The 21,870-nt window shown below is 67.8% G+C and carries 31 protein-coding genes; 2 read left to right on the top strand and 29 right to left on the bottom strand.

Features of this window, described 5'->3' with window-relative positions; all coding sequences use genetic code 11:
- Positions 1-18: 18 nt before the first annotated feature.
- On the bottom strand, positions 19-798 hold the full coding sequence (locus M4D82_RS20220) for a hypothetical protein (RefSeq protein WP_249767371.1): 780 nt from the start codon (positions 796-798) through the stop codon (positions 19-21).
- A gap of 285 nt (positions 799-1,083) precedes the next feature.
- Between M4D82_RS20220 and coaA the strand changes: the two genes are divergently transcribed.
- Together coaA and M4D82_RS20210 are read left to right on the top strand one after the other, a co-directional pair.
- Positions 1,084-2,103: a type I pantothenate kinase gene (gene coaA / locus M4D82_RS20215; protein WP_249767370.1), complete on the top strand. Its 1,020-nt coding sequence runs from the start codon at positions 1,084-1,086 to the stop codon at positions 2,101-2,103.
- Positions 2,104-2,124: 21 nt separating this feature from the next.
- Positions 2,125-3,084 (top strand): TIGR00341 family protein, encoded by a 960-nt coding sequence (locus tag M4D82_RS20210; RefSeq protein ID WP_249767369.1) that lies wholly within the window; start codon positions 2,125-2,127, stop codon positions 3,082-3,084.
- Positions 3,085-3,105: 21 nt separating this feature from the next.
- On the opposite strand, the gene glmM is transcribed toward M4D82_RS20210, so the two are convergent.
- The 28 genes from glmM to rplP form a co-directional block, all read right to left on the bottom strand.
- Positions 3,106-4,464 (bottom strand): phosphoglucosamine mutase, encoded by a 1,359-nt coding sequence (gene glmM, locus M4D82_RS20205; protein WP_249767368.1) that lies wholly within the window; start codon positions 4,462-4,464, stop codon positions 3,106-3,108.
- Between the two features lie 136 nt (positions 4,465-4,600).
- A complete protein-coding gene (rpsI, locus tag M4D82_RS20200) occupies positions 4,601-5,116 on the bottom strand; it encodes a 30S ribosomal protein S9 (RefSeq protein WP_030230680.1) in 516 nt (171 codons plus the stop codon).
- A 42-nt stretch (positions 5,117-5,158) separates the two neighbouring features.
- Positions 5,159-5,602, bottom strand: a complete 444-nt coding sequence (gene rplM / locus M4D82_RS20195; protein ID WP_030008481.1) for a 50S ribosomal protein L13 — start codon at positions 5,600-5,602, stop codon at positions 5,159-5,161.
- A gap of 235 nt (positions 5,603-5,837) precedes the next feature.
- On the bottom strand, positions 5,838-7,100 hold the full coding sequence (locus M4D82_RS20190; RefSeq protein WP_249767367.1) for a glycosyltransferase family 87 protein: 1,263 nt from the start codon (positions 7,098-7,100) through the stop codon (positions 5,838-5,840).
- 53 nt (positions 7,101-7,153) lie between these two features.
- On the bottom strand, positions 7,154-8,773 hold the full coding sequence (locus M4D82_RS20185) for an ABC-F family ATP-binding cassette domain-containing protein (RefSeq protein WP_502988962.1): 1,620 nt from the start codon (positions 8,771-8,773) through the stop codon (positions 7,154-7,156).
- Positions 8,774-8,839: 66 nt separating this feature from the next.
- Positions 8,840-9,691 carry a tRNA pseudouridine(38-40) synthase TruA gene (truA, locus tag M4D82_RS20180; RefSeq protein ID WP_249767365.1) on the bottom strand — a complete coding sequence of 284 codons (852 nt, stop codon included), beginning with the start codon at positions 9,689-9,691 and terminating at the stop codon, positions 8,840-8,842.
- Between the two features lie 101 nt (positions 9,692-9,792).
- Positions 9,793-10,278 carry a 50S ribosomal protein L17 gene (gene rplQ / locus M4D82_RS20175; RefSeq protein ID WP_249767364.1) on the bottom strand — a complete coding sequence of 162 codons (486 nt, stop codon included), beginning with the start codon at positions 10,276-10,278 and terminating at the stop codon, positions 9,793-9,795.
- A gap of 93 nt (positions 10,279-10,371) precedes the next feature.
- Entirely contained in the window at positions 10,372-11,394 is a 1,023-nt protein-coding gene (locus M4D82_RS20170; protein ID WP_007265920.1) for a DNA-directed RNA polymerase subunit alpha, read from the bottom strand.
- 142 nt (positions 11,395-11,536) lie between these two features.
- Entirely contained in the window at positions 11,537-11,941 is a 405-nt protein-coding gene (gene rpsK / locus M4D82_RS20165) for a 30S ribosomal protein S11 (protein ID WP_003956432.1), read from the bottom strand.
- A gap of 54 nt (positions 11,942-11,995) precedes the next feature.
- Complete coding sequence (gene rpsM, locus M4D82_RS20160; RefSeq protein ID WP_007265919.1) at positions 11,996-12,376, bottom strand: 30S ribosomal protein S13; 381 nt, start codon at positions 12,374-12,376, stop codon at positions 11,996-11,998.
- A gap of 198 nt (positions 12,377-12,574) precedes the next feature.
- Positions 12,575-12,688 (bottom strand): 50S ribosomal protein L36, encoded by a 114-nt coding sequence (gene rpmJ, locus M4D82_RS20155; RefSeq protein ID WP_003956441.1) that lies wholly within the window; start codon positions 12,686-12,688, stop codon positions 12,575-12,577.
- A 61-nt stretch (positions 12,689-12,749) separates the two neighbouring features.
- Complete coding sequence (gene infA, locus M4D82_RS20150) at positions 12,750-12,971, bottom strand: translation initiation factor IF-1 (protein ID WP_003956442.1); 222 nt, start codon at positions 12,969-12,971, stop codon at positions 12,750-12,752.
- A 478-nt stretch (positions 12,972-13,449) separates the two neighbouring features.
- The gene (gene map, locus M4D82_RS20145; RefSeq protein ID WP_249767363.1) at positions 13,450-14,301 is read right to left on the bottom strand and encodes a type I methionyl aminopeptidase; all 852 of its coding nucleotides are present in this window, start codon (positions 14,299-14,301) and stop codon (positions 13,450-13,452) included.
- A gap of 103 nt (positions 14,302-14,404) precedes the next feature.
- Positions 14,405-15,052, bottom strand: coding sequence for an adenylate kinase (locus tag M4D82_RS20140; protein ID WP_249767362.1), 648 nt, complete (start codon positions 15,050-15,052; stop codon positions 14,405-14,407).
- A complete protein-coding gene (gene secY, locus M4D82_RS20135; RefSeq protein ID WP_249767361.1) occupies positions 15,052-16,365 on the bottom strand; it encodes a preprotein translocase subunit SecY in 1,314 nt (437 codons plus the stop codon). Before secY ends, M4D82_RS20140 begins: the two co-directional genes overlap by 1 nt.
- Positions 16,366-16,553: 188 nt before the next feature.
- Positions 16,554-17,009, bottom strand: a complete 456-nt coding sequence (rplO, locus tag M4D82_RS20130; protein ID WP_053682613.1) for a 50S ribosomal protein L15 — start codon at positions 17,007-17,009, stop codon at positions 16,554-16,556.
- A 2-nt stretch (positions 17,010-17,011) separates the two neighbouring features.
- The gene (gene rpmD / locus M4D82_RS20125; RefSeq protein ID WP_005313525.1) at positions 17,012-17,194 is read right to left on the bottom strand and encodes a 50S ribosomal protein L30; all 183 of its coding nucleotides are present in this window, start codon (positions 17,192-17,194) and stop codon (positions 17,012-17,014) included.
- Positions 17,194-17,796 carry a 30S ribosomal protein S5 gene (gene rpsE / locus M4D82_RS20120; RefSeq protein WP_249767360.1) on the bottom strand — a complete coding sequence of 201 codons (603 nt, stop codon included), beginning with the start codon at positions 17,794-17,796 and terminating at the stop codon, positions 17,194-17,196. Before rpsE ends, rpmD begins: the two co-directional genes overlap by 1 nt.
- Positions 17,797-17,841: 45 nt before the next feature.
- A complete protein-coding gene (gene rplR, locus M4D82_RS20115; RefSeq protein ID WP_030026334.1) occupies positions 17,842-18,225 on the bottom strand; it encodes a 50S ribosomal protein L18 in 384 nt (127 codons plus the stop codon).
- Positions 18,226-18,227: 2 nt separating this feature from the next.
- Positions 18,228-18,767, bottom strand: coding sequence for a 50S ribosomal protein L6 (gene rplF, locus M4D82_RS20110; protein ID WP_243629932.1), 540 nt, complete (start codon positions 18,765-18,767; stop codon positions 18,228-18,230).
- A 20-nt stretch (positions 18,768-18,787) separates the two neighbouring features.
- Positions 18,788-19,186 carry a 30S ribosomal protein S8 gene (rpsH, locus tag M4D82_RS20105; RefSeq protein WP_007265911.1) on the bottom strand — a complete coding sequence of 133 codons (399 nt, stop codon included), beginning with the start codon at positions 19,184-19,186 and terminating at the stop codon, positions 18,788-18,790.
- A 221-nt stretch (positions 19,187-19,407) separates the two neighbouring features.
- Positions 19,408-19,593, bottom strand: coding sequence for a type Z 30S ribosomal protein S14 (locus M4D82_RS20100; protein WP_003956452.1), 186 nt, complete (start codon positions 19,591-19,593; stop codon positions 19,408-19,410).
- 5 nt (positions 19,594-19,598) lie between these two features.
- Positions 19,599-20,150 carry a 50S ribosomal protein L5 gene (rplE, locus tag M4D82_RS20095; RefSeq protein WP_249767359.1) on the bottom strand — a complete coding sequence of 184 codons (552 nt, stop codon included), beginning with the start codon at positions 20,148-20,150 and terminating at the stop codon, positions 19,599-19,601.
- Positions 20,150-20,461, bottom strand: coding sequence for a 50S ribosomal protein L24 (rplX, locus tag M4D82_RS20090; protein WP_249767358.1), 312 nt, complete (start codon positions 20,459-20,461; stop codon positions 20,150-20,152). The genes rplE and rplX overlap by 1 nt, the downstream gene beginning before the upstream one ends.
- Before the next feature lie 2 nt (positions 20,462-20,463).
- On the bottom strand, positions 20,464-20,832 hold the full coding sequence (gene rplN, locus M4D82_RS20085) for a 50S ribosomal protein L14 (protein ID WP_003956455.1): 369 nt from the start codon (positions 20,830-20,832) through the stop codon (positions 20,464-20,466).
- A 109-nt stretch (positions 20,833-20,941) separates the two neighbouring features.
- Positions 20,942-21,226 carry a 30S ribosomal protein S17 gene (gene rpsQ, locus M4D82_RS20080; RefSeq protein WP_008739702.1) on the bottom strand — a complete coding sequence of 95 codons (285 nt, stop codon included), beginning with the start codon at positions 21,224-21,226 and terminating at the stop codon, positions 20,942-20,944.
- Entirely contained in the window at positions 21,226-21,450 is a 225-nt protein-coding gene (rpmC, locus tag M4D82_RS20075; protein ID WP_008739703.1) for a 50S ribosomal protein L29, read from the bottom strand. The genes rpsQ and rpmC overlap by 1 nt, the downstream gene beginning before the upstream one ends.
- Positions 21,450-21,869, bottom strand: coding sequence for a 50S ribosomal protein L16 (rplP, locus tag M4D82_RS20070; RefSeq protein WP_030026326.1), 420 nt, complete (start codon positions 21,867-21,869; stop codon positions 21,450-21,452). Before rplP ends, rpmC begins: the two co-directional genes overlap by 1 nt.
- Position 21,870: the final 1 nt, after the last annotated feature.

Raw genomic sequence — 21,870 nt, 5'->3', positions numbered from 1 at the left:
CCTGTCGGTGACGCCAGGTCAGCCGAGCTTCTTGACCTGCGCCCCGACGATCGCCGGCTGCTGCTTGGCGCTGCCCGTCGCGTTCATGGAGGCGAAGGTGGCGAGCGTGTTGCCCTTGCGCACGATCACGAACTCCCACACGTTCTTGTCGCCGTCCTTCAGGTCGATCGTCGTGTTGTAGGCGAGGGCCTCGTCGCCGCCGGTGACCGACGCCGAGGGACCGACCTTCTCGATCTTGGTGACGTCGCCGCCCGCGGTGACGGAGTAGCCGCCGGCGCACGCGGTCGTCGCGGCCTTCACCGCGGCGAGGGCCTCCTCGGCGCCCTTGCCGTCGTAGGAGGCGAGCTGGACCGACGTACGGGTGACCGAGAGGGCGCCCGTGATCGCTTCGAGCTTCTCCTCCGTGCTCGCGCCCTCGGCGGGCGCCTTCGGCTTCTCGGTGGCGGCGATGACCGCGGTGCCCACCGGCGCGCCGAGCGGAACGAAGGTCTGGACCTGGACGAGCGGCTTGCAGGCCGCCTTGTCCGCCTCGGCCTTCTGCGCCTGCGCGGTCTTCGCGGCCTTGTCCTCCTCGACCTTGAACTCCGGCAGGTCGGCCTGGGTGACCAGCAGCGGGGTCAGCTCCGCGGCCGACTTGCCCTTGGCCGCCGGGGCGGCGCTCGCCGAGGCGGAGGCCGAGGCCTTGGCGTCCGTCTTCGCGTCGGGCTTCGACTCTCCGGAGCCGCACGCGGTGACGAGCAGGCTCAGGGACACGGTGGACGCGGCCAGGACGGTACGACGGACTACAGCGGTACGCACGGAAGAACTCCCCCAGAAACACGAAAGACAGGCTCAAGAACGCCAAAAAAGCGCAGATCAGCGCGGCGGTGACGCTCAATGTACGACCTTGCCCGGCCAGGTGATCGATATTTTCGGGGCCCGCGCCCAATCGTGATCCGCACGAGACCCCCCAGCCCTCGGATCGAGACCGGCTCGCGTGCAACCCGGGAAACCCCGGAACACCACCCCAGCTCCACCCCAGGGCCACCCCCACGTGACCGACCCCACCACCCACGAGCGCCCCCGAACCCCGACAATGGCGGTGTGATCACATCGCCTACGCGTTGCACGCCGGACCGCGCGACGGAGCGCACCGGCCCCCGCCGGGTCTCCGACGCCTCCCCCTACGTCGACCTCACCCGGGCGGAGTGGAGCGCCCTGCGCGAGCGCACGCCCCTGCCGCTGACGGCGGACGAGGTCGAGCGGCTGCGCGGCCTCGGTGACGTGATCGACCTCGACGAGGTGCGCGACGTCTACCTGCCTCTCTCGCGCCTCCTCAACCTCTACGTCGGCGCCACCAGCACCCTGCGCGGCACCGTGAACACCTTCCTCGGCGACGCCGCCAACGGCCACGGCGCGCAGCCGGGCACCCCCTTCGTGATAGGCGTCGCCGGCTCGGTCGCCGTCGGCAAGTCCACCGTGGCCCGTCTGCTCCAGGCCCTCCTGGCCCGCTGGCCCGAGCACCCGCGCGTCGAGCTGGTCACCACGGACGGCTTCCTCTACCCCATGGACGAGCTCCGCCGCCGGGGCCTGACCTCCCGCAAGGGCTTCCCCGAGTCCTACGACCGGCGCGCGCTGACCCGTTTCGTCGCGGACATCAAGGCGGGCAAGGACGAGGTCACCGCCCCCGTCTACTCGCACCTGATCTACGACATCGTCCCCGGCGAGCGGCTCGTCGTGCGCCGCCCGGACATCCTGATCGTCGAGGGCCTCAACGTCCTGCAGCCCGCCCTGCCCGGCAAGGACGGCCGTACGCGGGTCGGGCTCGCCGACTACTTCGACTTCAGCGTGTACGTGGACGCCCGGCCCGAGGACATCGAGCGCTGGTACCTCAACCGCTTCCGCAAGCTGCGCGAGACCGCGTTCCAGAACCCGTTCTCCTACTTCCGCAAGTACACGCAGGTCTCCGAGGAGGAGGCGCTGGAGTACGCGCAGACGATGTGGCGGACCATCAACAAGCCCAACCTGCTGGAGAACGTGGCCCCCACGCGCGGCCGCGCCACGCTCGTCGTACGCAAGGGACCCGACCACAAGGTGCAGAAGCTGAGCCTGCGCAAGCTCTGATACGCCCGCTAGGGTGCGGCCATGCTGCATCTGCGGATGATCACCCCGGCCCACCTGACGGAGCGGGTCGTGGGGCTGATCGAGGGGACGGTCGGTACCACCCACCTGGTCGTGTTGACGGGCGCCGCCCGCGACCCGGCGGGGGACGTGGTCCTGTGCGACGTCGCGCGCGAGGCGGCCGACGAGCTGCTCCAGGAGATGCGCACGCTCAGCCTCGAAGAGTCCGGCTCGATCGCCGTGGAGAACATCGACCTGTCGATCTCCCGGCGGGCCGACGCCGCCGAGCGGGAGGCGCCGGGCGAGGCCGCCGACGCGGTGATCTGGGAACAGCTCGCCGAGTCGACCCACGAGGAGTCGACGCTGACCATCACCTACAGCGTGTTCCTGATCGTCGCCACGATGATCGCGGCCTGCGGCGTGGTCCTGGACAACGCGATCCTGATCGTCGGCGCGATGGCGGTCGGCCCCGAGTTCGGTCCGCTGGCCGGCATCTGTACGGGTCTGGTCCAGCGGGTGCCGAAGCTCGCCGCCCGTTCGGCGGTCGCGCTCCTGGTCGGCTTCGCGGCGGCGATCGTCGGGACGACCCTGTTCAGCCTGGTCATGGACGCGCTCGGGCTGTTCCACGCCGGGATGCTCGACAATCCGCGCCCGAACACCAGCTTCATCTGGCAGCCCGACCCGTTCTCGTTCGTCGTGGCGCTGCTCGCCGGTGTGGCCGGCATGCTGTCGCTGACCTCGGCGAAGTCGGGGGCGCTGGTGGGCGTGGCGATCTCGGTGACCACGGTCCCGGCCGCCGCGAACGCGGCCGTGGCGCTGAGCTACGGACAGTTCGGCCAGATGTGGGGCTCCGCGATCCAGCTGCTGCTGAACCTGTGCGGCATCATCCTGTCCGGCTCGCTCACCCTCCTCGCCTGGAAACTGCTGTGGCGCACCCAGCACGGTCGGATGTTCCGCCCGCCGGGTGCGCCACGGCCGTTCTAGACGTCCGGCGTTCCGGACGCTCTAGCCCAGCGCGGACTTCACCACGTCCGCCAGCCGGCCGGCGACGGCGCGGGCCTGCTCGATGTCGGCGGCCTCCACCATCACCCGAACGAGCGGCTCCGTACCGGACGGACGCAGCAACACCCGACCGGTCGCGCCCAGCTCCCGCTCGGCGTCGGCCACGGCGGCGGCCAGCTCGCCCGAGGTCGCGACCCGGGACTTGTCCACGTCCGGGACGTTGATCAGGATCTGCGGCAGCCGCTCCATGACGGCGGCCAGCTCGGCCAGCGAACGCCCGGTGGCCGCGACGCGCGCGGCCAGCATCAGGCCGGTCAGCGTGCCGTCGCCGGTCGTCGCGTGGTCGAGGATGATCACGTGGCCGGACTGCTCGCCGCCGAGCGCGTAGCCGTTCTCCTTCATCGACTCCAGCACGTAGCGGTCGCCGACACCGGTCTGCACGACCTGGATGCCCTCGCCCTCCATGGCCAGCTTGAAGCCCAGGTTCGACATGACGGTGCCGACCACGGTGTTCTCGCGCAGCTGGCCCGCCTCGCGCATGGCCAGCGCCAGCACGGCGAGGATCTGGTCGCCGTCGACCTCGGCGCCGGTGTGGTCCACGGCCAGGCAGCGGTCGGCGTCGCCGTCGTGTGCGATGCCGAAGTCGGCGCCGTGCTCGACGACGGCCTGCTTGAGCAGGTCCAGGTGGGTGGAGCCGCAGCCGTCGTTGATGTTCAGGCCGTCGGGCTCGGCACCGATCGTGACGATCTCCGCGCCGGCCCGGGTGAAGGCCTCCGGGGAGACGTACGCGGCCGCGCCGTGGGCCTCGTCCAGGACGACCTTGAGGCCGTCGAGACGGTTCGGGAGGACGGCGATGAGGTGCGCGACGTACTTGTCGAAGCCCTCGTCGTAGTCGGAGACGCGGCCGACGCCGGAGCCGGTGGGGCGGTCCCAGGGAGCGCCCGTACGGTGCTCCTCGTAGACGGACTCGATGCGGTCCTCCAGCTCGTCGGCGAGCTTGTGGCCACCGCGCGCGAAGAACTTGATGCCGTTGTCGGGCATGGCGTTGTGGCTGGCGGAGAGCATCACGCCGAGGTCGGCGCCCAGCGCACCCGTGAGATACGCCACCGCCGGGGTGGGCAGCACACCGACGCGCAGGACGTCCACGCCGGCGCTGGCGAGGCCCGCGACGACCGCGGCCTCCAGGAACTCGCCCGAAGCCCGGGGGTCACGCCCCACCACGGCCGTGGCCCGGTGGCCGGCGAAGGTGCCCGCCTCGGCCAGTACGTGCGCCGCCGCGACGGAGAGGCCGAGCGCGAGCTCAGCCGTCAGATCCGCGTTGGCGACGCCTCGTACACCGTCCGTCCCGAAGAGTCGTCCCACTGTTGTCCTCCCGAGCTCGCGCTTCGCTTTGTGACCGCTTGTGACAGGTATTTGCCGCTTGTGGCGGTAAACGAACCGCCCCGACAGCACAGAGAGTGCTGCCGGGGCGGTTTCGTTGCAGAACAGCAGGCGCAGATTAACGCTTGCTGTACTGCGGAGCCTTACGGGCCTTCTTGAGACCGGCCTTCTTGCGCTCGACCGCACGGTCGTCGCGGGAAAGGAAGCCGGCCTTCTTCAGCGCCGGGCGGTTGTTGTCGACGTCAGCCTCGTTCAGCGCACGGGCGACGCCGAGGCGCAGGGCACCGGCCTGACCGGAGACGCCGCCACCCGCGATGCGGGCGATGACGTCGTAGCGGCCGTCAAGCTCCAGGAGCTTGAAGGGCTCGTTGACTTCCTGCTGGTGCACCTTGTTGGGGAAGTAGTCCTCAAGGGTGCGACCGTTGATCTTCCACTTGCCGGTGCCCGGAACGATCCGGACGCGGGCGATGGCGTTCTTGCGACGGCCCAGGCCGGCAGCCGGCTGGGGGTCGCCGAAACGGCCGGCGAGAGACTCGGAGGTGTAGTCGCCCTCGACGACGACCTCGGACTCGGTGGTGTACTCCTCGACGCCCTCGAACTCTTCGACGGGGGTCTCGGCGGTGGTCTCGGCCACGATGCTCCTCAGAATTTTCTACGTCTTAGGGGGTGGCCGGAACTACTGCGCGACCTGGGTGATCTCGAACGGCACCGGCTGCTGGGCAGCGTGCGGGTGCTGGTCGCCCGAGTAGACCTTCAGCTTCGAGAGCATCTGACGGCCCAGGGTGTTCTTGGGGAGCATGCCCTTGACGGCCTTCTCGACGGCCTTCTCCGGGTTGTTCGCCAGGAGGTCGTCGTAACGCACCGAACGGAGACCGCCCGGGTAGCCGGAGTGGCGGTACGCCATCTTCTGGGACGCCTTGTTGCCGGACAGGTGCACCTTGTCGGCGTTGATGATGACGACGAAGTCACCCATGTCCATGTGGGGGGCGTAAGTCGGCTTGTGCTTGCCCTTGAGGAGGGCAGCGGCCTGGGTCGCCAGACGGCCGAGGACGACGTCCTGGGCGTCAATGACGAGCCACTGGCGCGAGATGTCGCCGGGCTTGGGGCTGAACGTACGCACGCGTATGCCTTCGCTTCTTCAGTGGTGGGTCATCCCAGAGGGCGCTAGCCCCTCGGGAAGGGTCCTGACAGGGTCACCACGGACGATCACGACAGCCCTCGTTCACATCGGGGACGCAACCCGTGTGAACCGCTGGTCATCGGTCCGGTGGACCGGCGTAAGGCCCTTTCACGTGAGAATGAGAAAGCCAATACGCATAACAAACCAGCAGGATACCCAAGCAGACCCGTACGGGTCAAAACGCGGTCCGCGATGCCGATTCAGCAGGCGTCGCGGCGCACTCCGGTTCGGTCCTGGGTGGGGACCCCGCAGTTGTTACGGGCTTCAGGATAACCCGACCGGAGCCGAGCGCACGACGCGCCAGGAGAAGCGCGAGCCCGCACAGAGTGGCGCAGTCCCTGAAGGCGCGCCGCTTGTGGGCCAGCTCCGAGGGCCACGGAATCAAGGCCATCTGCGGCACCAGGGCCGCCCAGAACCAGGGCGTACGCGGCATCGAACCCTCCCGCGCCCCCGAGGCCAACAGCAGCGGGAGCACCACCAGCAGGTAGTGGTCGAAGGACGGCCGCGACACCAGGAAAGCGGCGAGCATCACCATGCAGGCCGTCTCCGCGAGCCGAAGCTCCCCCGCGTCACCGCCCGGCCCCGTGTCCACCCGCCGCCACCGCGTCCACGCCGCCCACAGCCCGGCCAGCGCCCCCGCGCCCGCCAGCACCACCGCGACCGGCTCCGGGATCCCCAACCGGGGCAGCACCGCGATCGGCGAGGCGTCCCAGGGCAGGGCGTAGGCGTCCTGCCCCTGGAAGAGGAAGGGCAGCGTCTTGGTGAAGAACAGCGTCGGGCTCGGCATCAGCAGCGCCCCCGCCAGCGACATCCCGACGGGCACCAGCACCGCCACCGCCAGCCCCCGCCACTGCCGGGCCAGGACGAAGAGCAGCCCGATCGGCACCAGCATCGGCTTGCAGGCGATCGCAAGGCCCACCACCAGCCCCGCGGCCCCCCAGGACCGCCGGTGCGCGAGCAGCAGCGCCACCGGCAGGGCCGCCGCCGAGATCGCCGTCCAGTTCCCGATCAGCACCAGGTTCACGTACGGCTTGTAGGCGAGCGCGAGCAGCCCGAAGCCGCCGACCGCGAAGCGCGAGCGCACGGGTACGGAGAACAACCGCAGCGCGGCCCACCACCCCAGCCCCAGCAGCCCCGTCATCCCCACCGGCAGCAGCCAGCGCAGCACCGACTGCGGCACCAGCGCCTCCGGCACCGCCATGAGCACCGCGCTCGGCAGATACAGGAAGCGCTTGTCCTCGTACGGGGAGATCCCGGCCAGCAGCGCCTCGGCGGCCTTCACCACGAAGGCGTTGTCGGAGCCCCAGTTCTCCCTGAGGCTCGTCGAGACGGAGATGACCAGCAGGATCAGCAGGGAGACCACCCGCCACGACCGGGGCGCCGGCCGCAGCAGCCACGCGGTCACCCGATCGGACGTGGACGGATGGTCCCACTTCATGACCCAGACGCTAGGCCGCAGCCCCACAACCCCTCCCTCAGCACTCCCAGACCTCAGCGGCGGCGCTCGACACGCCGCTCGTCCCAGACGGGCTCCTGAGTCTCCCGCACAACACCGTCCGAACCGAAGACCAGGTAACGGTCAAATGTGCGCGCGAACCAGCGGTCGTGCGTGACGCACAACACAGTCCCGTCGTACGACTCCAGCCCGTCCTGCAGGGCCTCCGCCGACTCCAGGTCGAGGTTGTCCGTCGGCTCGTCCAGCAGCAACGCGGTGGTTCCCGCCAGCTCCAGCAGCAGGATCTGGAAACGTGCCTGCTGGCCGCCCGACAGCCTCTCGAACGGCTGGTCGCCCTGCCGCTCCAGCTCGTAGCGGCGCAGGGCGCCCATCGCCTGGCCGAGGGGCTTCGCCGCCTCCGTCCACAGGATGTCGACGAGCGTGCGACCGAACAGCTCCGGATGGGCGTGGGTCTGAGCGAAATGGCCGGGAAGCACCCGCGCGCCCAGCTTCCACGCACCCGTGTGCGCGACGTCCTCACCGGCCAGCAGCCGCAGGAAGTGCGACTTGCCCGAGCCGTTGGAGCCCAGGACGGCGACGCGCTCCCCGTAGAACACCTCCAGGGAGAACGGCTTCATCAGCCCCGTGAGTTCCAGGTTCTCCACGGTCAGCGCCCGCACACCCGTCCGGCCGCCCTTCAGCCGCATCCTGATGTCCTGCTCGCGCGGCGGCTCCGGCGGCGGGCCGGCCTCCTCGAACTTCTGGAAGCGCGTCTGCATCGCCCGGTAGCGCGACGCCATGTCGGGGCTGCTCGCCGCCTGGTTGCGCAGACGCAGCACCAACGCCTTCAGGCGGGCGTGCTCCTCGTCCCAGCGCCGCTTGAGCTCCTCGAAGCGCGCGAAGCGCTCCTTACGGGCCTCGTGGTACGTGCCGAAGCCCGCGCCGTGCACCCACACGTCGGAGCCCGTCGGGCTCGCCTCCAGGCTGATGATCTTCTCAGCGGCCTGCGTCAACAGCTCCCGGTCGTGGGAGACGAACAACACCGTCTTGCGGGTGGCCTTCAGCTGCTCCTCCAGCCACCGCTTGCCCGGCACGTCCAGGTAGTTGTCCGGCTCGTCGAGCAGCAGCACCTCGTCCGGCCCGCGCAGCAGCGCCTCCAGGACCAGCCGCTTCTGCTCACCGCCCGACAGGGTCCGCACCTCGCGGTACTGCGCCCTGTCGTACGGGATGTCCAGCGCGGCCGTCGTGCAGACGTCCCACAGGGTCTCCGCCTCGTAGCCCTGTACGTCGGCCCAGTCGCTGAGCGCCTGCGCGTACGCCATCTGCGCGGCCTCGTCATCGACGGTGAGGATCAGCTCCTCGGCGCGGTCGACGGCCTTGGCGGCCTCCCGGATCCGCGGCTGGGCGACCGAGACCAGCAGGTCCCGTACGGTCGTCTCGTCCCGCACCGAGCCCACGAACTGCGACATCACGCCGAGGCCGCCGCTGATCACGACGCCGCCGCCGTGCGGCTGGAGCTCGCCGGAGATCAGCTTGAGCAGGGTGGTCTTGCCGGCACCGTTCGCCCCGACCAGGGCGACCACCGACCCCTCCCCCACGCGGAAGGAGACGTCCGGGAGCAGCACCCGCCCGTCGGGAAGGTAGTACTCCAGATGACTGGCTTCGAGATGTCCCATGCCGCGCATTCTCCCGGTCGCGCCCCGATCCACCCAACCGGGTCGGCGGTCGGCACCAGCCCGCCGTCAGCAGCAGCCGGCCCCCGGCAGGGTGCGCATGTTCCGCGCCTGCTCGCTCCGGGCCGCCAGCAGCTCGTCCGCCGGGTAGCCGACCTCCTCCAGGGTGAGCCCGTGCGGCTTCACCACGTGCACCGAGGAGTCCCGTACGGCCGCGGCCAGCACCTGCCCCGGCCACTCGACGGGCCGGTGCCCGTCGCCCACGTGCAGCAGGGCGCCGACCAGGGAGCGGACCATGTTGTGGCAGAAGGCGTCGGCGCGCACGGTCGCGGTGATGATCCCGTCGTCCCCGCGCTCCCAGCTGAGCTCCTGGAGCGTGCGGATCGTCGTGGCGCCCTCGCGCTTCCTGCAGTACGCGGCGAAGTCGTGCTCGCCGAGCAGCGCGGCGGCGGCCCGGTTCATGGCGTCCACGTCCAGGGGCCACTGGTGCCACAGCACGTGGCCGCGACGGAGCGGGTCGACGCCGCCCTGGTGGTCGCCGACGCGGTAGGCGTAGCGGCGCCAGATGGCCGAGAACCGCGCGTTGAAGCCCTCGGGGGCCTCCGCGACCTTCCACACCCGTACGTCGTGCGGCAGCCGGCCCGCGAGGCGGCGCAGCAGCTTGTCGTGGTGCTCGGCCCACACGTCCTCGGCGATGTCGAACTGCGCGACCTGCCCCCGCGCGTGCACCCCGGCGTCGGTACGGCCGGCCACGGTCAGGTCGACCGGCTCCTTCAGCCGCATCACGGTCTGCAGAGCGCTCTCCAGCTCGCCCTGCACGGTCCGCAGCGTGCGCTGCTTCGCCCAGCCGGAGAAGTCCTTGCCGTCGTAGCTCAGGTCCAGCCGTACCCGGACGTAACCGGGCTCCACCTCGTCACTCACGTGACCGATCCTCTCTCACACGTACGGAAACGCAGAACGGGCCCGCCCCCGGAAGGGGCGGGCCCGTTCAGAGCCGATCAAGCAAGCTCGATCCCGAAGGATCAGGCCTCCTTGGTCTCCTCGGCGGCGGGCGCCTCGGTCTCGGCGGGAGCCTCGGCCTTGGCCTCGGCCTCCTTCACGGCGCGCTTGGTGGCGGCCTCGGCCTCACCGGTGGCCTGCTGGGCGACCGTAAGGGCCTCGACCAGCTCGATCACGGCCATCGGGGCGTTGTCGCCACGACGGTTGCCGATCTTGGTGATGCGCGTGTAACCACCGGGGCGGTTCTCGTAGCGCGGGGCGATCTCGGTGAACAGCGTGTGCACGATGCTCTTGTCCGTGATCGTCTGCAGCACCAGGCGACGGTTGTGGATGTCGCCCTTCTTGGCCTTGGTGACCAGACGCTCGGCGTAGGGACGCAGGCGACGGGCCTTGGCCTCGGTGGTGGTGATGCGGCCGTGCTCGAAGAGCGCCTTCGCGAGGTTCGCGAGGAGGTGCTTCTCGTGCGCGGCGCTGCCGCCCAGACGGGCACCCTTGGCGGGACGCGGCATGGTGTTACTCCTTCTCATCTGCACCGGCCGTGTCAGGTACCGGTGTCAGTTCCCCCGAGGCGGATGCCGCGGGAAAGATCAAAACGGTGTTGCCTAGTACTGCTCGGTCTCCACGAAACCGGCGTCCGCGTCGTCGTCGGCGCCGAAGGCGTCGGCGGCGGCGGTCGGGTCGAACCCGGGCGGGCTGTCCTTGAGGGCCAGACCCATGCCGGCGAGCTTCGCCTTGACCTCGTCGATCGACTTCGCACCGAAGTTGCGGATGTCGAGCAGGTCGGCCTCGGAGCGGGCGACGAGCTCACCCACGGAGTGGATGCCCTCGCGCTTGAGGCAGTTGTACGACCGAACGGTGAGCTCCAGCTCCTCGATCGGCAGCGCCAGGTCGGCGGCCAGGGCGGCGTCCGTGGGGGACGGGCCCATGTCGATGCCCTCGGCGTCGATGTTGAGCTCGCGCGCCAGACCGAACAGCTCGACCAGGGTCTTGCCGGCGGACGCCATGGCGTCACGCGGGCGCATGGCCTGCTTGGTCTCGACGTCGACGATCAGCTTGTCGAAGTCGGTGCGCTGCTCGACTCGGGTCGCCTCGACCTTGTAGGTGACCTTGAGGACCGGGCTGTAGATGGAGTCGACGGGGATACGGCCGATCTCCTGGCCCAGCTGCTTGTTCTGGACGGCGGAGACGTAGCCGCGACCGCGCTCGACGGTCAGCTCCATCTCCAGCTTGCCCTTGCCGTTGAGCGTGGCGAGGACGAGGTCCGGGTTGTGCACCTCGACACCGGCCGGGGGCGCGATGTCGGCAGCGGTGACCAGGCCGGGACCCTGCTTGCGCAGGTACATCACGACCGGCTCGTCGTGCTCCGAGGAGACGACCAGCTGCTTGATGTTGAGGATGATGTCGGTGACGTCTTCCTTGACACCCGGCACGGTGGTGAACTCGTGCAGGACGCCGTCCACGCGGATGCTGGTGACAGCGGCACCCGGGATCGAGGACAGGAGCGTACGGCGCAGGGAGTTGCCGAGGGTGTAGCCGAAGCCCGGCTCCAGCGGCTCGATCACGAACCGCGAGCGGTACTCGTCGACGACCTCTTCGGTCAGCGAAGGACGCTGAGCGATAAGCATGTCTGTGTTCCTTCATTCGTGGACGCCCACTATTTGACGCCCGACGGGTAAAGCCAGGTACAGCACAAGGGTACGGGCGGTACGTCCCCCGAAGGGTTCGTACCGCCCGGACACTCAAGAACGCACAGGTGCGTCCGCTGCGTCAGACGCGGCGGCGCTTCGGCGGGCGGCAGCCGTTGTGCGGGGTGGGGGTGACGTCCTGGATCGAGCCGACCTCGAGGCCAGTGGCCTGGAGGGAGCGGATCGCGGTCTCGCGGCCGGAGCCCGGACCCTTGACGAAGACGTCAACCTTGCGCATGCCGTGCTCCTGCGCGCGGCGGGCGGCCGACTCGGCGGCCATCTGCGCGGCGAAGGGGGTGGACTTGCGCGAGCCCTTGAAGCCGACGTGGCCGGCGGAGGCCCAGGAGATCACGTTGCCCGAGGGGTCCGTGATCGAGACGATGGTGTTGTTGAACGTGCTCTTGATGTGGGCGTGCCCGTGAGCGACGTTCTTCTTTTCCTTGCGGCGCACCTTCTTGGCAGCGCCCTGACGACCCTTGGGGGGCATCTAAATCTCCTACGGGAGGTGGTCGGTCCTACAGCGCAAGACCGCTGAACAGGACTACTTCTTGCCCGGCTTCTTCTTACCGGCGATCGCGCGACGCGGGCCCTTGCGGGTACGCGCGTTCGTGCTGGTGCGCTGACCGTGCACCGGCAGGCCACGACGGTGGCGGATGCCCTGGTAGCACTGGATCTCGATCTTGCGGCGAATGTCGCCCTGGATCTCGCGGCGGAGGTCACCCTCGGTACGGAGGTTGGCGTCCACGTACTCGCGGATCTTGACGAGGTCCTCTTCGGCCAGGTCACGAACGCGGGTGTTCGGGTTCACGCCGGTGGAGGCGAGGATCTCCTTGGACCGGGTGCGCCCGATACCGAAGACGTAGGTGAGTGCGATCTCCACACGCTTTTCGCGCGGGATGTCAACACCGGAAACGCGTGCCACAAATGGCTCCTGTGTGTTCGGGGGTCTTCCGCAGAACCACTCCCGACCGCCGACCACCCGAAGTGGGTGGTGGTACGTCCGGGTCCCCGGCCCCCGCCGGAGGTACCGCCGGCCCCTCTCAGGGCTGGGCGGGTTCTGCGTATGTACGTTTTCTTACGTCGCGCGAAGAACTGCGGAAGGCAGGTCGGTCGGCGTGCGTCAGCCCTGGCGCTGCTTGTGGCGCAGGTTGTCGCAGATGACCATGACCCGGCCGTGACGGCGGATCACCTTGCACTTGTCGCAGATCTTCTTGACGCTCGGCTTGACCTTCATGTGGGTGAGGTTCTCCGGGTCAGTGCCACCACCCCGCGGGAGCGGGATGCGGGGGCAAGATCTACTTGTATCGGTAGACGATCCGGCCACGCGTCAGGTCGTAGGGAGAGAGCTCCACCACGACCCGGTCGTCAGGGAGGATGCGGATGTAGTGCATGCGCATCTTGCCGCTGATGTGCGCGAGGACCTTGTGACCGTTCTGGAGTTCCACCTTGAACATCGCGTTCGGGAGGGACTCGATCACGGTGCCCTCGATTTCGATGGCACCTTGCTTCTTGGCCACGCTTCGCCTTTCGAATCGGCTACCTTGATCGGCCTCGCGCTCCATGCAGGCATGGAAGTGCACGAGAGCCGACGAGTCAGTCTACGTCAGGGCACCCAGAAAGACGAATCCGGAAAGTTTGCCCCAGAGTCTAGATCATTACGCCAACGGGTCCGGCGCGGTGGTCACGCCGTATTCCGCCGGCTTCGCCTTGCCGCAGAACCAATCCTTCACGCCGCTCTCGCGGGCTCGGCGCCAGGGCGCCTCACATGCTTCGAGCGGCTGCGCCGGACTCCGTCCGGCGACGGTCACCCGCCGCGCCGGCCCTGCTACCCCAACGGGTCCGGCGCGGTGGTCACGCCGTATTCCGCCAGCTTCGCCTTGCCGCAGAACCAATCCTTCACGCCGCTCTCGCGGGCTCGGCGCCAGGGCGCCTCACATGCTTCGAGCGGCTGCACCGGACTCCGTCCGGCGACGGTCACCCGCCGCGCCGGCCCTGCTACCCCAACGGGTCCGGCGCGGTGGTCACGCCGTATTCCGCCAGCTTCGCCTTGCCGCAGTCCGGGCTGGTCAGGACGATGGGGCCGGCTTCCGTGAGGGCGACCGAGTGCTCCCAGTGGGAGGACCAGGTGCCGTCCGTGGTGATGACCGTCCAGTCGTCCGCCAGGACCTCCGTCTGGGCGGTGCCCAGGGAGACCATCGGCTCGATCGCCAGGCACAGGCCCGGGACCAGCTTGATGCCCTTGCCCCGCTTGCGCGAGACGTAGTTCAGCAGGTGGGGGTCCATGTGCATCTCGGAGCCGATGCCGTGGCCGCCGTAGTCCTCGATGATCCCGAACTTGCCGAGGCTGTGCTCACCGGTCGACGGACGCGGCTGGCGCCTGATGTACGTCTCGATCGCCTTCGAGATGTCCACCAGCCGGTTGCCGAGCTTCATGGCCGCGATACCGGCCCACATCGACTCCTCGGTCACCCGAGACAGCTCCACCAGCTCCGGAGCGTGACCGGTGCCCACGAAGGCCGTGAAGGCCGCGTCACCGTGCCAGCCGTCCACGATCGCGCCGGCGTCCACGGAGATGATGTCGCCGTCCTTGAGGACCGTCTTGTCGTCCGGGATGCCGTGGACGACGACCTCGTTCACCGAGGTGCAGATCGTCGCGGGGAAGCCGCCGTAGCCGAGGAAGTTCGACTTGGCCCCGGCGTCGTCGATGACCTTGCGGGCCACCATGTCCAGATCCCGCGTCGTGGCGCCCGGCACGGCCGCCTCACGGGTCGCCGCGTGGATCGCCGCGACGACCAGCCCCGCCTCACGCATCTTCGCGATCTGCTCGGGGGTCTTGATCTGGACCATGGGGAGTGCCTTCCACCTTCGGATCTGCGTTGTTCGAAGCTTCTCAACAGTACGGCCGCGGCGTCCTGGGGACACCGCGGCCGTACCCGTACAACAGGGGGAACTACTTCTTCAGGGCGTCCATCGCGCGCTTGGTGATCTCGTGCACCTCGCCGAGGGCGGGGATCGTCACCAGCAGGCCCTGGGCCTTGTAGTAGTCGATGATCGGCTCGGTCTGCGTGTGGTACACGTCCAGCCGGTTGCGGACCGTCTCCTCGGAGTCGTCACCGCGCTGGTAGAGCTCGCCGCCACAGACGTCGCAGACACCCGCCGTCTTCGGCGCCGCGTACGTGACGTGGAAGACGTGCGAGGAGTCGTTGCGGCAGACCCGACGACCGGCGATCCGCTTGACGACCTCGTCCTCCTCGACCTCCAGGTCCAGGATGGCGTCCAGCTTGAGGTCCCCGGCCTTGAGGTAGGCGTCGAGGGCCTCGGCCTGCGAGACGTTGCGCGGGAAGCCGTCGAGCAGGAAGCCGCGCGCGGCGTCCGGCTGCTCCATGCGGTCCTGGGCCATGGCGATGGTGATCTCGTCGGGGACGAGCTGCCCCGCCTCCATGATCGCCTTGGCTTTGCGGCCCAGCTCAGTGCCCTGGCTGATGTTGGCGCGGAAGAGGTCGCCCGTGGAGATGTGCGGGATCGACAGGTTCTTGGCAAGGAACGCGGCCTGCGTTCCCTTGCCCGCACCGGGGGGTCCGACGAGGACGATTCGCATCAGCGGAGGAACCCTTCGTAATTGCGCTGCTGGAGCTGGCTCTCGATCTGCTTCACGGTTTCCAGACCGACACCCACGATGATGAGGATGCTCGTCCCGCCGAACGGGAAGTTCTGGTTCGCTCCGAAGCCCGCCAACGCCATCGTCGGCACAAGAGCGATGAGACCCAGGTACAGCGACCCCGGCCAGGTGATCCGGTTGAGTACGTAGCTCAGGTACTCGGCGGTAGGCCGGCCGGCGCGGATGCCCGGGATGAACCCACCATACTTCTTCATGTTGTCTGCAACTTCCTCGGGGTTGAACGAGATCGCCACGTAGAAGAACGCGAAGAACACGATCAGGAGGAAGTACACCGCGATGTAGTACGGGTGGTCGCCCTTGACGAAGTGCTTCTGGATCCAGGTGGCCCAGCCCGCGGTGGACCCGCTGAACTGCACGACCAGCGCCGGGATGTAGAGCAGCGACGAGGCGAAGATGACGGGGATGATGCCCGCCTGGTTCACCTTGAGCGGGATGTAGGTCGAGGTACCGCCGTAGGCGCGGCGGCCGATCATGCGCTTCGCGTACTGGACCGGGATCCGGCGCTGCGCCTGCTCGACGAAGACCACCAGGCCCACCATCGCGAGGCCGACCAGCATGACGACGCCGAACTCGACCCAGCCATCAGCGATCTTGCCCTGCTCCTTGATGGCCCACAGGGCGCCGATGAAGCCGGCGGCGATCGAGATGAACATGAGGATCGACATGCCGTTGCCGATGCCGCGGTCGGTGATGAGCTCACCGAGCCACATGACGACACAGGTACCGGCGGTCATGGTGAGCACCATGACGACCGTGGTGAAGATGGACTGGTTCGGGACGATCTCACGAGCGACGGGGCAGGTACCGAACAGGGCGCCGGTACGCGCGGTGGCGACCAGGCCGGTGCCCTGCAGGATCGCGAGCGCGACCGTCAAATAGCGCGTGTACTGAGTGATCTTCGCCGTGCCGGACTGGCCCTCTTTCTTGAGGGTCTCCAGCTTCGGGATGACCACGGTCAGCAGCTGCAGGATGATGCTCGCCGTGATGTAGGGCATGATGCCGAGCGCGAAGATCGTGATCTGCAGCAGCGCACCGCCGCTGAACATGTTGACGAGACCGAAGAGGCTGTTGCTGCTCCCCATCTGGTCCACACAGATCTGAACGTTCTTGTAGCTCACGCCGGGTACCGGGATATGGGACCCGAGCCGGAACAGCACGATGATGCCGAGCGTGAAGAGCAGCTTCTTGCGCAGGTCGGGCGTCTTGAACGCCCGGGCGAACGCGGTGAGCACGGTGCCTCCTGCGACCCCCGCGCTACTGCGTCAGAGGTGACGGTCTGAGGGATCGACGAATAACGTACGAGCAAAGGTGCAGGCCACCTTACCGGCGACTGCGCCCCCCGTGGAACGACCAACCGGGGATGCCCCTTATGTGAGGCATCCCCGGTCGGGTTTCTAGCTATTTGTCACTGAGTTTCGTCTTAGACGAGCTCGGTGACGGTGCCACCTGCGGCGGCGATCTTCTCCTTGGCGGAGCCGGAGACGGCGTCAACCGAAACCTGCAGCGCCACGGAGATCTCGCCCTGGCCCAGGACCTTGACGAGGCTGTTCTTGCGAACCGCGCCCTTGGCGACCAGGTCGGCCACCGTGACTTCTCCACCCTCGGGGTAGAGAGCGCCGAGCTTGTCCAGGTTCACGACCTGGAACTCGGTGCGGAACGGGTTCTTGAAGCCCTTGAGCTTCGGCAGACGCATGTGGAGGGGCATCTGCCCACCCTCGAAGCGCTGCGGGATCTGGTAACGGGCCTTCTGGCCCTTCGTACCACGACCGGCCGTCTTACCCTTCGACGCCTCACCACGACCGACACGGGTCTTCGCGGTCTTGGCGCCGGGGGCGGGACGGAGGTTGTGGGCCTTCAGCGGGCTGTTCTCAGCCATGATTAGTCAACCTCCTCAACCGTCACGAGGTGGCGGACGGTGTGCACCATTCCGCGGAACTCGGGGCGGTCCTCCTTGACGACGACGTCGTTCAGGCGCTTGAGCCCGAGCGAACGCAGCGTGTCGCGGTGGTTCTGCTTGCTGCCGATGTACGACTTCGTCTGCGTGATCTTGAGGCGGGCCATCAGACACCCGCCCCAGCGCGCGCACGGAGCAGAGCCGCGGGAGCGACGTCCTCGAGGGCCAGACCACGGCGAGCCGCGATCTCCTCGGGACGCTGCAGACCCTTCAGGGCCTCCACGGTCGCGTGCACGATGTTGATCGCGTTGTCGGAGCCGAGCGACTTCGACAGGATGTCGTGAACGCCGGCGCACTCCAGAACGGCGCGCACCGGGCCACCGGCGATAACACCGGTACCGGGGGAAGCAGGCTTCAGCAGGACAACGCCGGCCGCCTTCTCGCCCTGGATCGGGTGCGGGATGGTGCCCTGGATGCGGGGAACCTTGAAGAAGTTCTTCTTGGCTTCCTCGACGCCCTTGGCGATGGCCGCGGGAACTTCCTTGGCCTTGCCGTAACCGACACCTACGGTGCCGTCACCGTCACCCACCACGACGAGCGCGGTGAAGCTGAAGCGACGACCACCCTTGACAACCTTGGCGACACGGTTGATCGCGACAACGCGCTCAACGTAAGCGGTCTTCTCGGCGGCAGCGCCACCGTCGCGACCCTTCCGGTCCCGCCGCTCGCCGCCACCGGCACCGCTTCCGCGGCGCTGGGGTCCAGCCATTGGATTACCTCTCTCTGTTACGTCCGTGAGTCCCGGAACCGGGGCTTAGAACTTCAGCCCGGCTTCGCGGGCGGCGTCAGCCAGAGCGGCAATGCGCCCGGCGTATCGGTTGCCACCGCGGTCGAACACGACGGTCTCGACACCCGCGGCCTTGGCACGCTCGGCGACGAGCGCGCCGACAGCCTGGGCCTGGGCGCTCTTGTCGCCTTCGCCACCGCGGATCGAAGCGTCCAGGGTCGACGCCGACGCCAGGGTGTGACCCTGGAGGTCGTCGATGACCTGAGCAACGATGTTGCGGTTGGAACGCGTCACGACGAGGCGCGGACGCTCCGCCGTACCCGAGACGTTCTTGCGGATGCGGATGTGGCGGCGAGCCTTGGCAGCGCGCTTGTACGCGTCGCCCTTGGCGATCTTCACACCGTATGCCATGGCTACTTACCAGCCTTTCCGACCTTGCGGCGGATGACTTCGCCGGCGTACTTGACACCCTTGGCCTTGTACGGGTCGGGCTTCCGCAGCTTGCGGATGTTGGCGGCGACCTCGCCGACCTTCTGCTTGTCGATGCCCTCGACCGTGAACTTGGTGGGCGACTCGACCTTGAACGAGATGCCCTCGGGCGCCTCGATCAGGATCGGGTGGCTGTAGCCAAGCTGGAACTCCAGGTCGGAGCCCTTCGCGGCGACGCGGTAACCGACACCGCTGATCTCGAGAGCCTTGACGTACCCCGTGGTCACGCCGGTGATCATGTTCGCCACCAGCGTGCGGGACAGGCCGTGCAGGGCCTTGTTCTGACGCTCGTCGTTCGGGCGGGTGACGTTCAGAACGCCGTCCTCACCCTTGACGATCTCGATCGGCGCCTTGACGGTGTGCGAGAGGGAACCCTTGGGGCCCTTCACCGCGACCGTCTGGCCGTCGATGGTGACGTCCACACCGGCGGGAACCTGGATGGGGAGCTTGCCGATTCGCGACATTGCTTTTCCTCCGTTCCCGACTACCAGACGTAGGCGAGGACTTCCCCACCTACGCCCTTCTTGCCTGCCTGCTGGCCGGTCAGGAGACCGTGCGACGTGGAGATGATCGCCACGCCCAGGCCACCGAGGACCTTCGGCAGGTTGGTGGACTTCGCGTACACGCGCAGACCGGGCTTCGAGATCCGCTTGATGCCCGCGATGGAGCGCTCACGGTTCGGCCCGAACTTCAGCTCGAGGACGAGGTTCTTGCCGACCTCGGCGTCCTCGACCTTCCAGCCGGTGATGAAACCCTCCTGCTTGAGGATCTCTGCGATGTGCGACTTGATCTTGCTGTGCGGCATCACGACGGTGTCGTGGTACGCCGAGTTAGCGTTACGCAGACGCGTGAGCATGTCTGCGATCGGGTCAGTCATGGTCATGAAGTGGCCTTCGGCCTCTCTCGCCGGGGTTTCCTGTATGCGCCATCCCTCTCCCCACTCAGTGGCGGGACGGGTGCGGTGCGGGGACCTACGGCGTAGTAAGTCGATAGGGCGGCGGACGCCCAACCCCACAAGCCTACGGCATGCGGGCAGGGCGGTCCGCCGACCTGATGCTTACCGAGAGCGTCTGGAAAACCTCAACACCCAAAGGGTGAGGGGGTTTACCAGGAGCTCTTGGTCACGCCCGGCAGCTCGCCACGGTGAGCCATCTCACGGAGGCACACGCGGCAGAGGCCGAACTTGCGGTACACGGAGTGGGGGCGACCGCAGCGCTGGCAGCGGGTGTACGCACGCACACCGAACTTGGGCTTACGGGCAGCCTTCGCGATGAGAGCCTTCTTCGCCATCTCGCTTACGCCTCCTTGAAGGGGAAGCCGAGGTGACGAAGGAGGGCACGGCCCTCGTCGTCGTTGGTCGCCGTGGTGACCACGGTGATGTCCATACCCCGGGTACGGTCGATCTTGTCCTGGTCGATCTCGTGGAACATGACCTGCTCCGTGAGACCGAAGGTGTAGTTGCCACGGCCGTCGAACTGCTTCGGCGACAGACCGCGGAAGTCACGGATACGCGGCAGCGCGAGCGACAGCGTACGGTCCAGGAACTCCCACATGCGGTCACCGCGGAGGGTGACGTGGCAGCCGATCGGCTGACCCTCACGCAGCTTGAACTGCGCGATGGACTTGCGGGCCTTCGTGACGGCCGGCTTCTGACCGGTGATCGTCGTCAGGTCGCGGATGGCACCGTCGATCAGCTTCGAGTCACGGGCGGCGTCGCCGACACCCATGTTCACGACGATCTTGACGAGGCCGGGGATCTGCATGACGTTCTCGTAGGAGAACTCCTCACGCAGCTTGCCCGCGATCTCCTCGCGGTACTTCGTCTTCAGACGCGGAGTGGTAGCCATCAGATGTCCTCACCCGTGCGCTTGGCAACGCGGATCTTGTTGCCTTCGTCGTCGAAGCGGTAACCGACGCGGGTGACGACCTTCTTGCCGTCCTTCTCCACGACCAGCTGCACGTTGCTCACGTGGACCGGGGCCTCGGTGATGACGATGCCACCGGCCTGGTTCTGCGCGGCCTTGGTGTGCTTCTTGACCCGGTTGACACCCTCGACCAGGACGCGGTTCTCGCTGGGCATGGCCGCGATGACCTTGCCCTGCTTGCCCTTGTCCTTACCGGTGATGACCTGGACCAGGTCGCCCTTCTTGATCTTCATGCTTACAGCACCTCCGGCGCGAGCGAGATGATCTTCATGAACTTCTTCTCGCGCAGCTCACGGCCGACGGGGCCGAAGATACGGGTGCCGCGAGGGTCGCCGTCGTTCTTCAGAATGACGGCGGCGTTCTCGTCGAAGCGGATGTACGAGCCGTCCTGGCGGCGGCGCTCCTTGACGGTGCGAACGATGACCGCCTTGACGACGTCACCCTTCTTCACGTTGCCACCGGGGATCGCGTCCTTGACGGTGGCGACGATGACGTCACCGATGCCCGCGTAGCGGCGACCGGAGCCACCGAGAACACGGATGCAAAGGATCTCCTTGGCACCAGTGTTGTCGGCGACACGCAGTCGCGACTCCTGCTGGATCACGTCTATCTCCTGTTTGTCTGCCGGTTCCCGGCGGGGGCCTCACACTCCGAAGAGCGGCGGCCCCCACCGAGCCTGGCGGAACGAATCCGGGGGAAACCCCCCGGACGAATTACTTGGCCTTCTCGAGGATCTCGACGATGCGCCAGCGCTTGCTCGCCGACAGCGGACGCGTCTCCATGATGAGGACGCGGTCGCCGACGCCGGCAGCGTTCTGCTCGTCGTGAGCCTTGAGCTTGTTCGTACGGCGGATGACCTTGCCGTACAGGGCGTGCTTGACGCGGTCCTCGACGGCGACGACGACGGTCTTGTCCATCTTGTCGCTGACGACCAGACCCTCACGGGTCTTGCGGAAACCGCGCTGCTCAGTGGTCTCGGTCACGTTCTTCTCGCTCATCAGGCGCTCTCCACCGTCTCGATACCGAGCTCACGCTCGTGCATCAGGGTGTAGATGCGAGCGATGTCCTTACGGACGGACTTGAGCCGGCCGTTGTTCTCCAGCTGACCCGTGGCCGCCTGGAAGCGGAGCTTGAACAGCTCCTCCTTGGCCTCGCGCAGCTTGCCAACGAGCTCCTCGTTGCCGAGCTCACGCAGCTCGGACGCCTTGGTTCCCGTCGCCATCACGACTCACCTGCCTCGCGCCGAACAATCCGGCACTTCATCGGAAGCTTGTGAGCAGCGCGGGTGAGCGCCTCACGAGCAATCTTCTCGTTCGGGTAGGACAGCTCGAACATGACCCGGCCCGGGTGCACGTTGGCGATCCACCACTCGGGAGAACCCTTACCGGAACCCATGCGGGTCTCGGCAGGCTTCTTCGTGAGCGGGCGGTCCGGGTAGATGTTGATCCAGACCTTGCCGCCACGCTTGATGTGGCGGGTCATCGCGATACGAGCCGCCTCGATCTGGCGGTTCGTCACGTAGGCGGGGGTGAGCGCCTGGATGCCGTACTCGCCGAACGAGACCTCAGTACCGCCCTTGGCCATACCGCGGCGCTTCGGGTGGTGCTGCTTGCGGTGCTTGACCCTACGAGGGATCAGCATG

Source organism: Streptomyces sp. RerS4 (assembly GCF_023515955.1).
Classification (GTDB): Bacteria; Actinomycetota; Actinomycetes; order Streptomycetales; family Streptomycetaceae; genus Streptomyces.
This window is presented reverse-complemented; position numbering and strand designations above follow the sequence as displayed.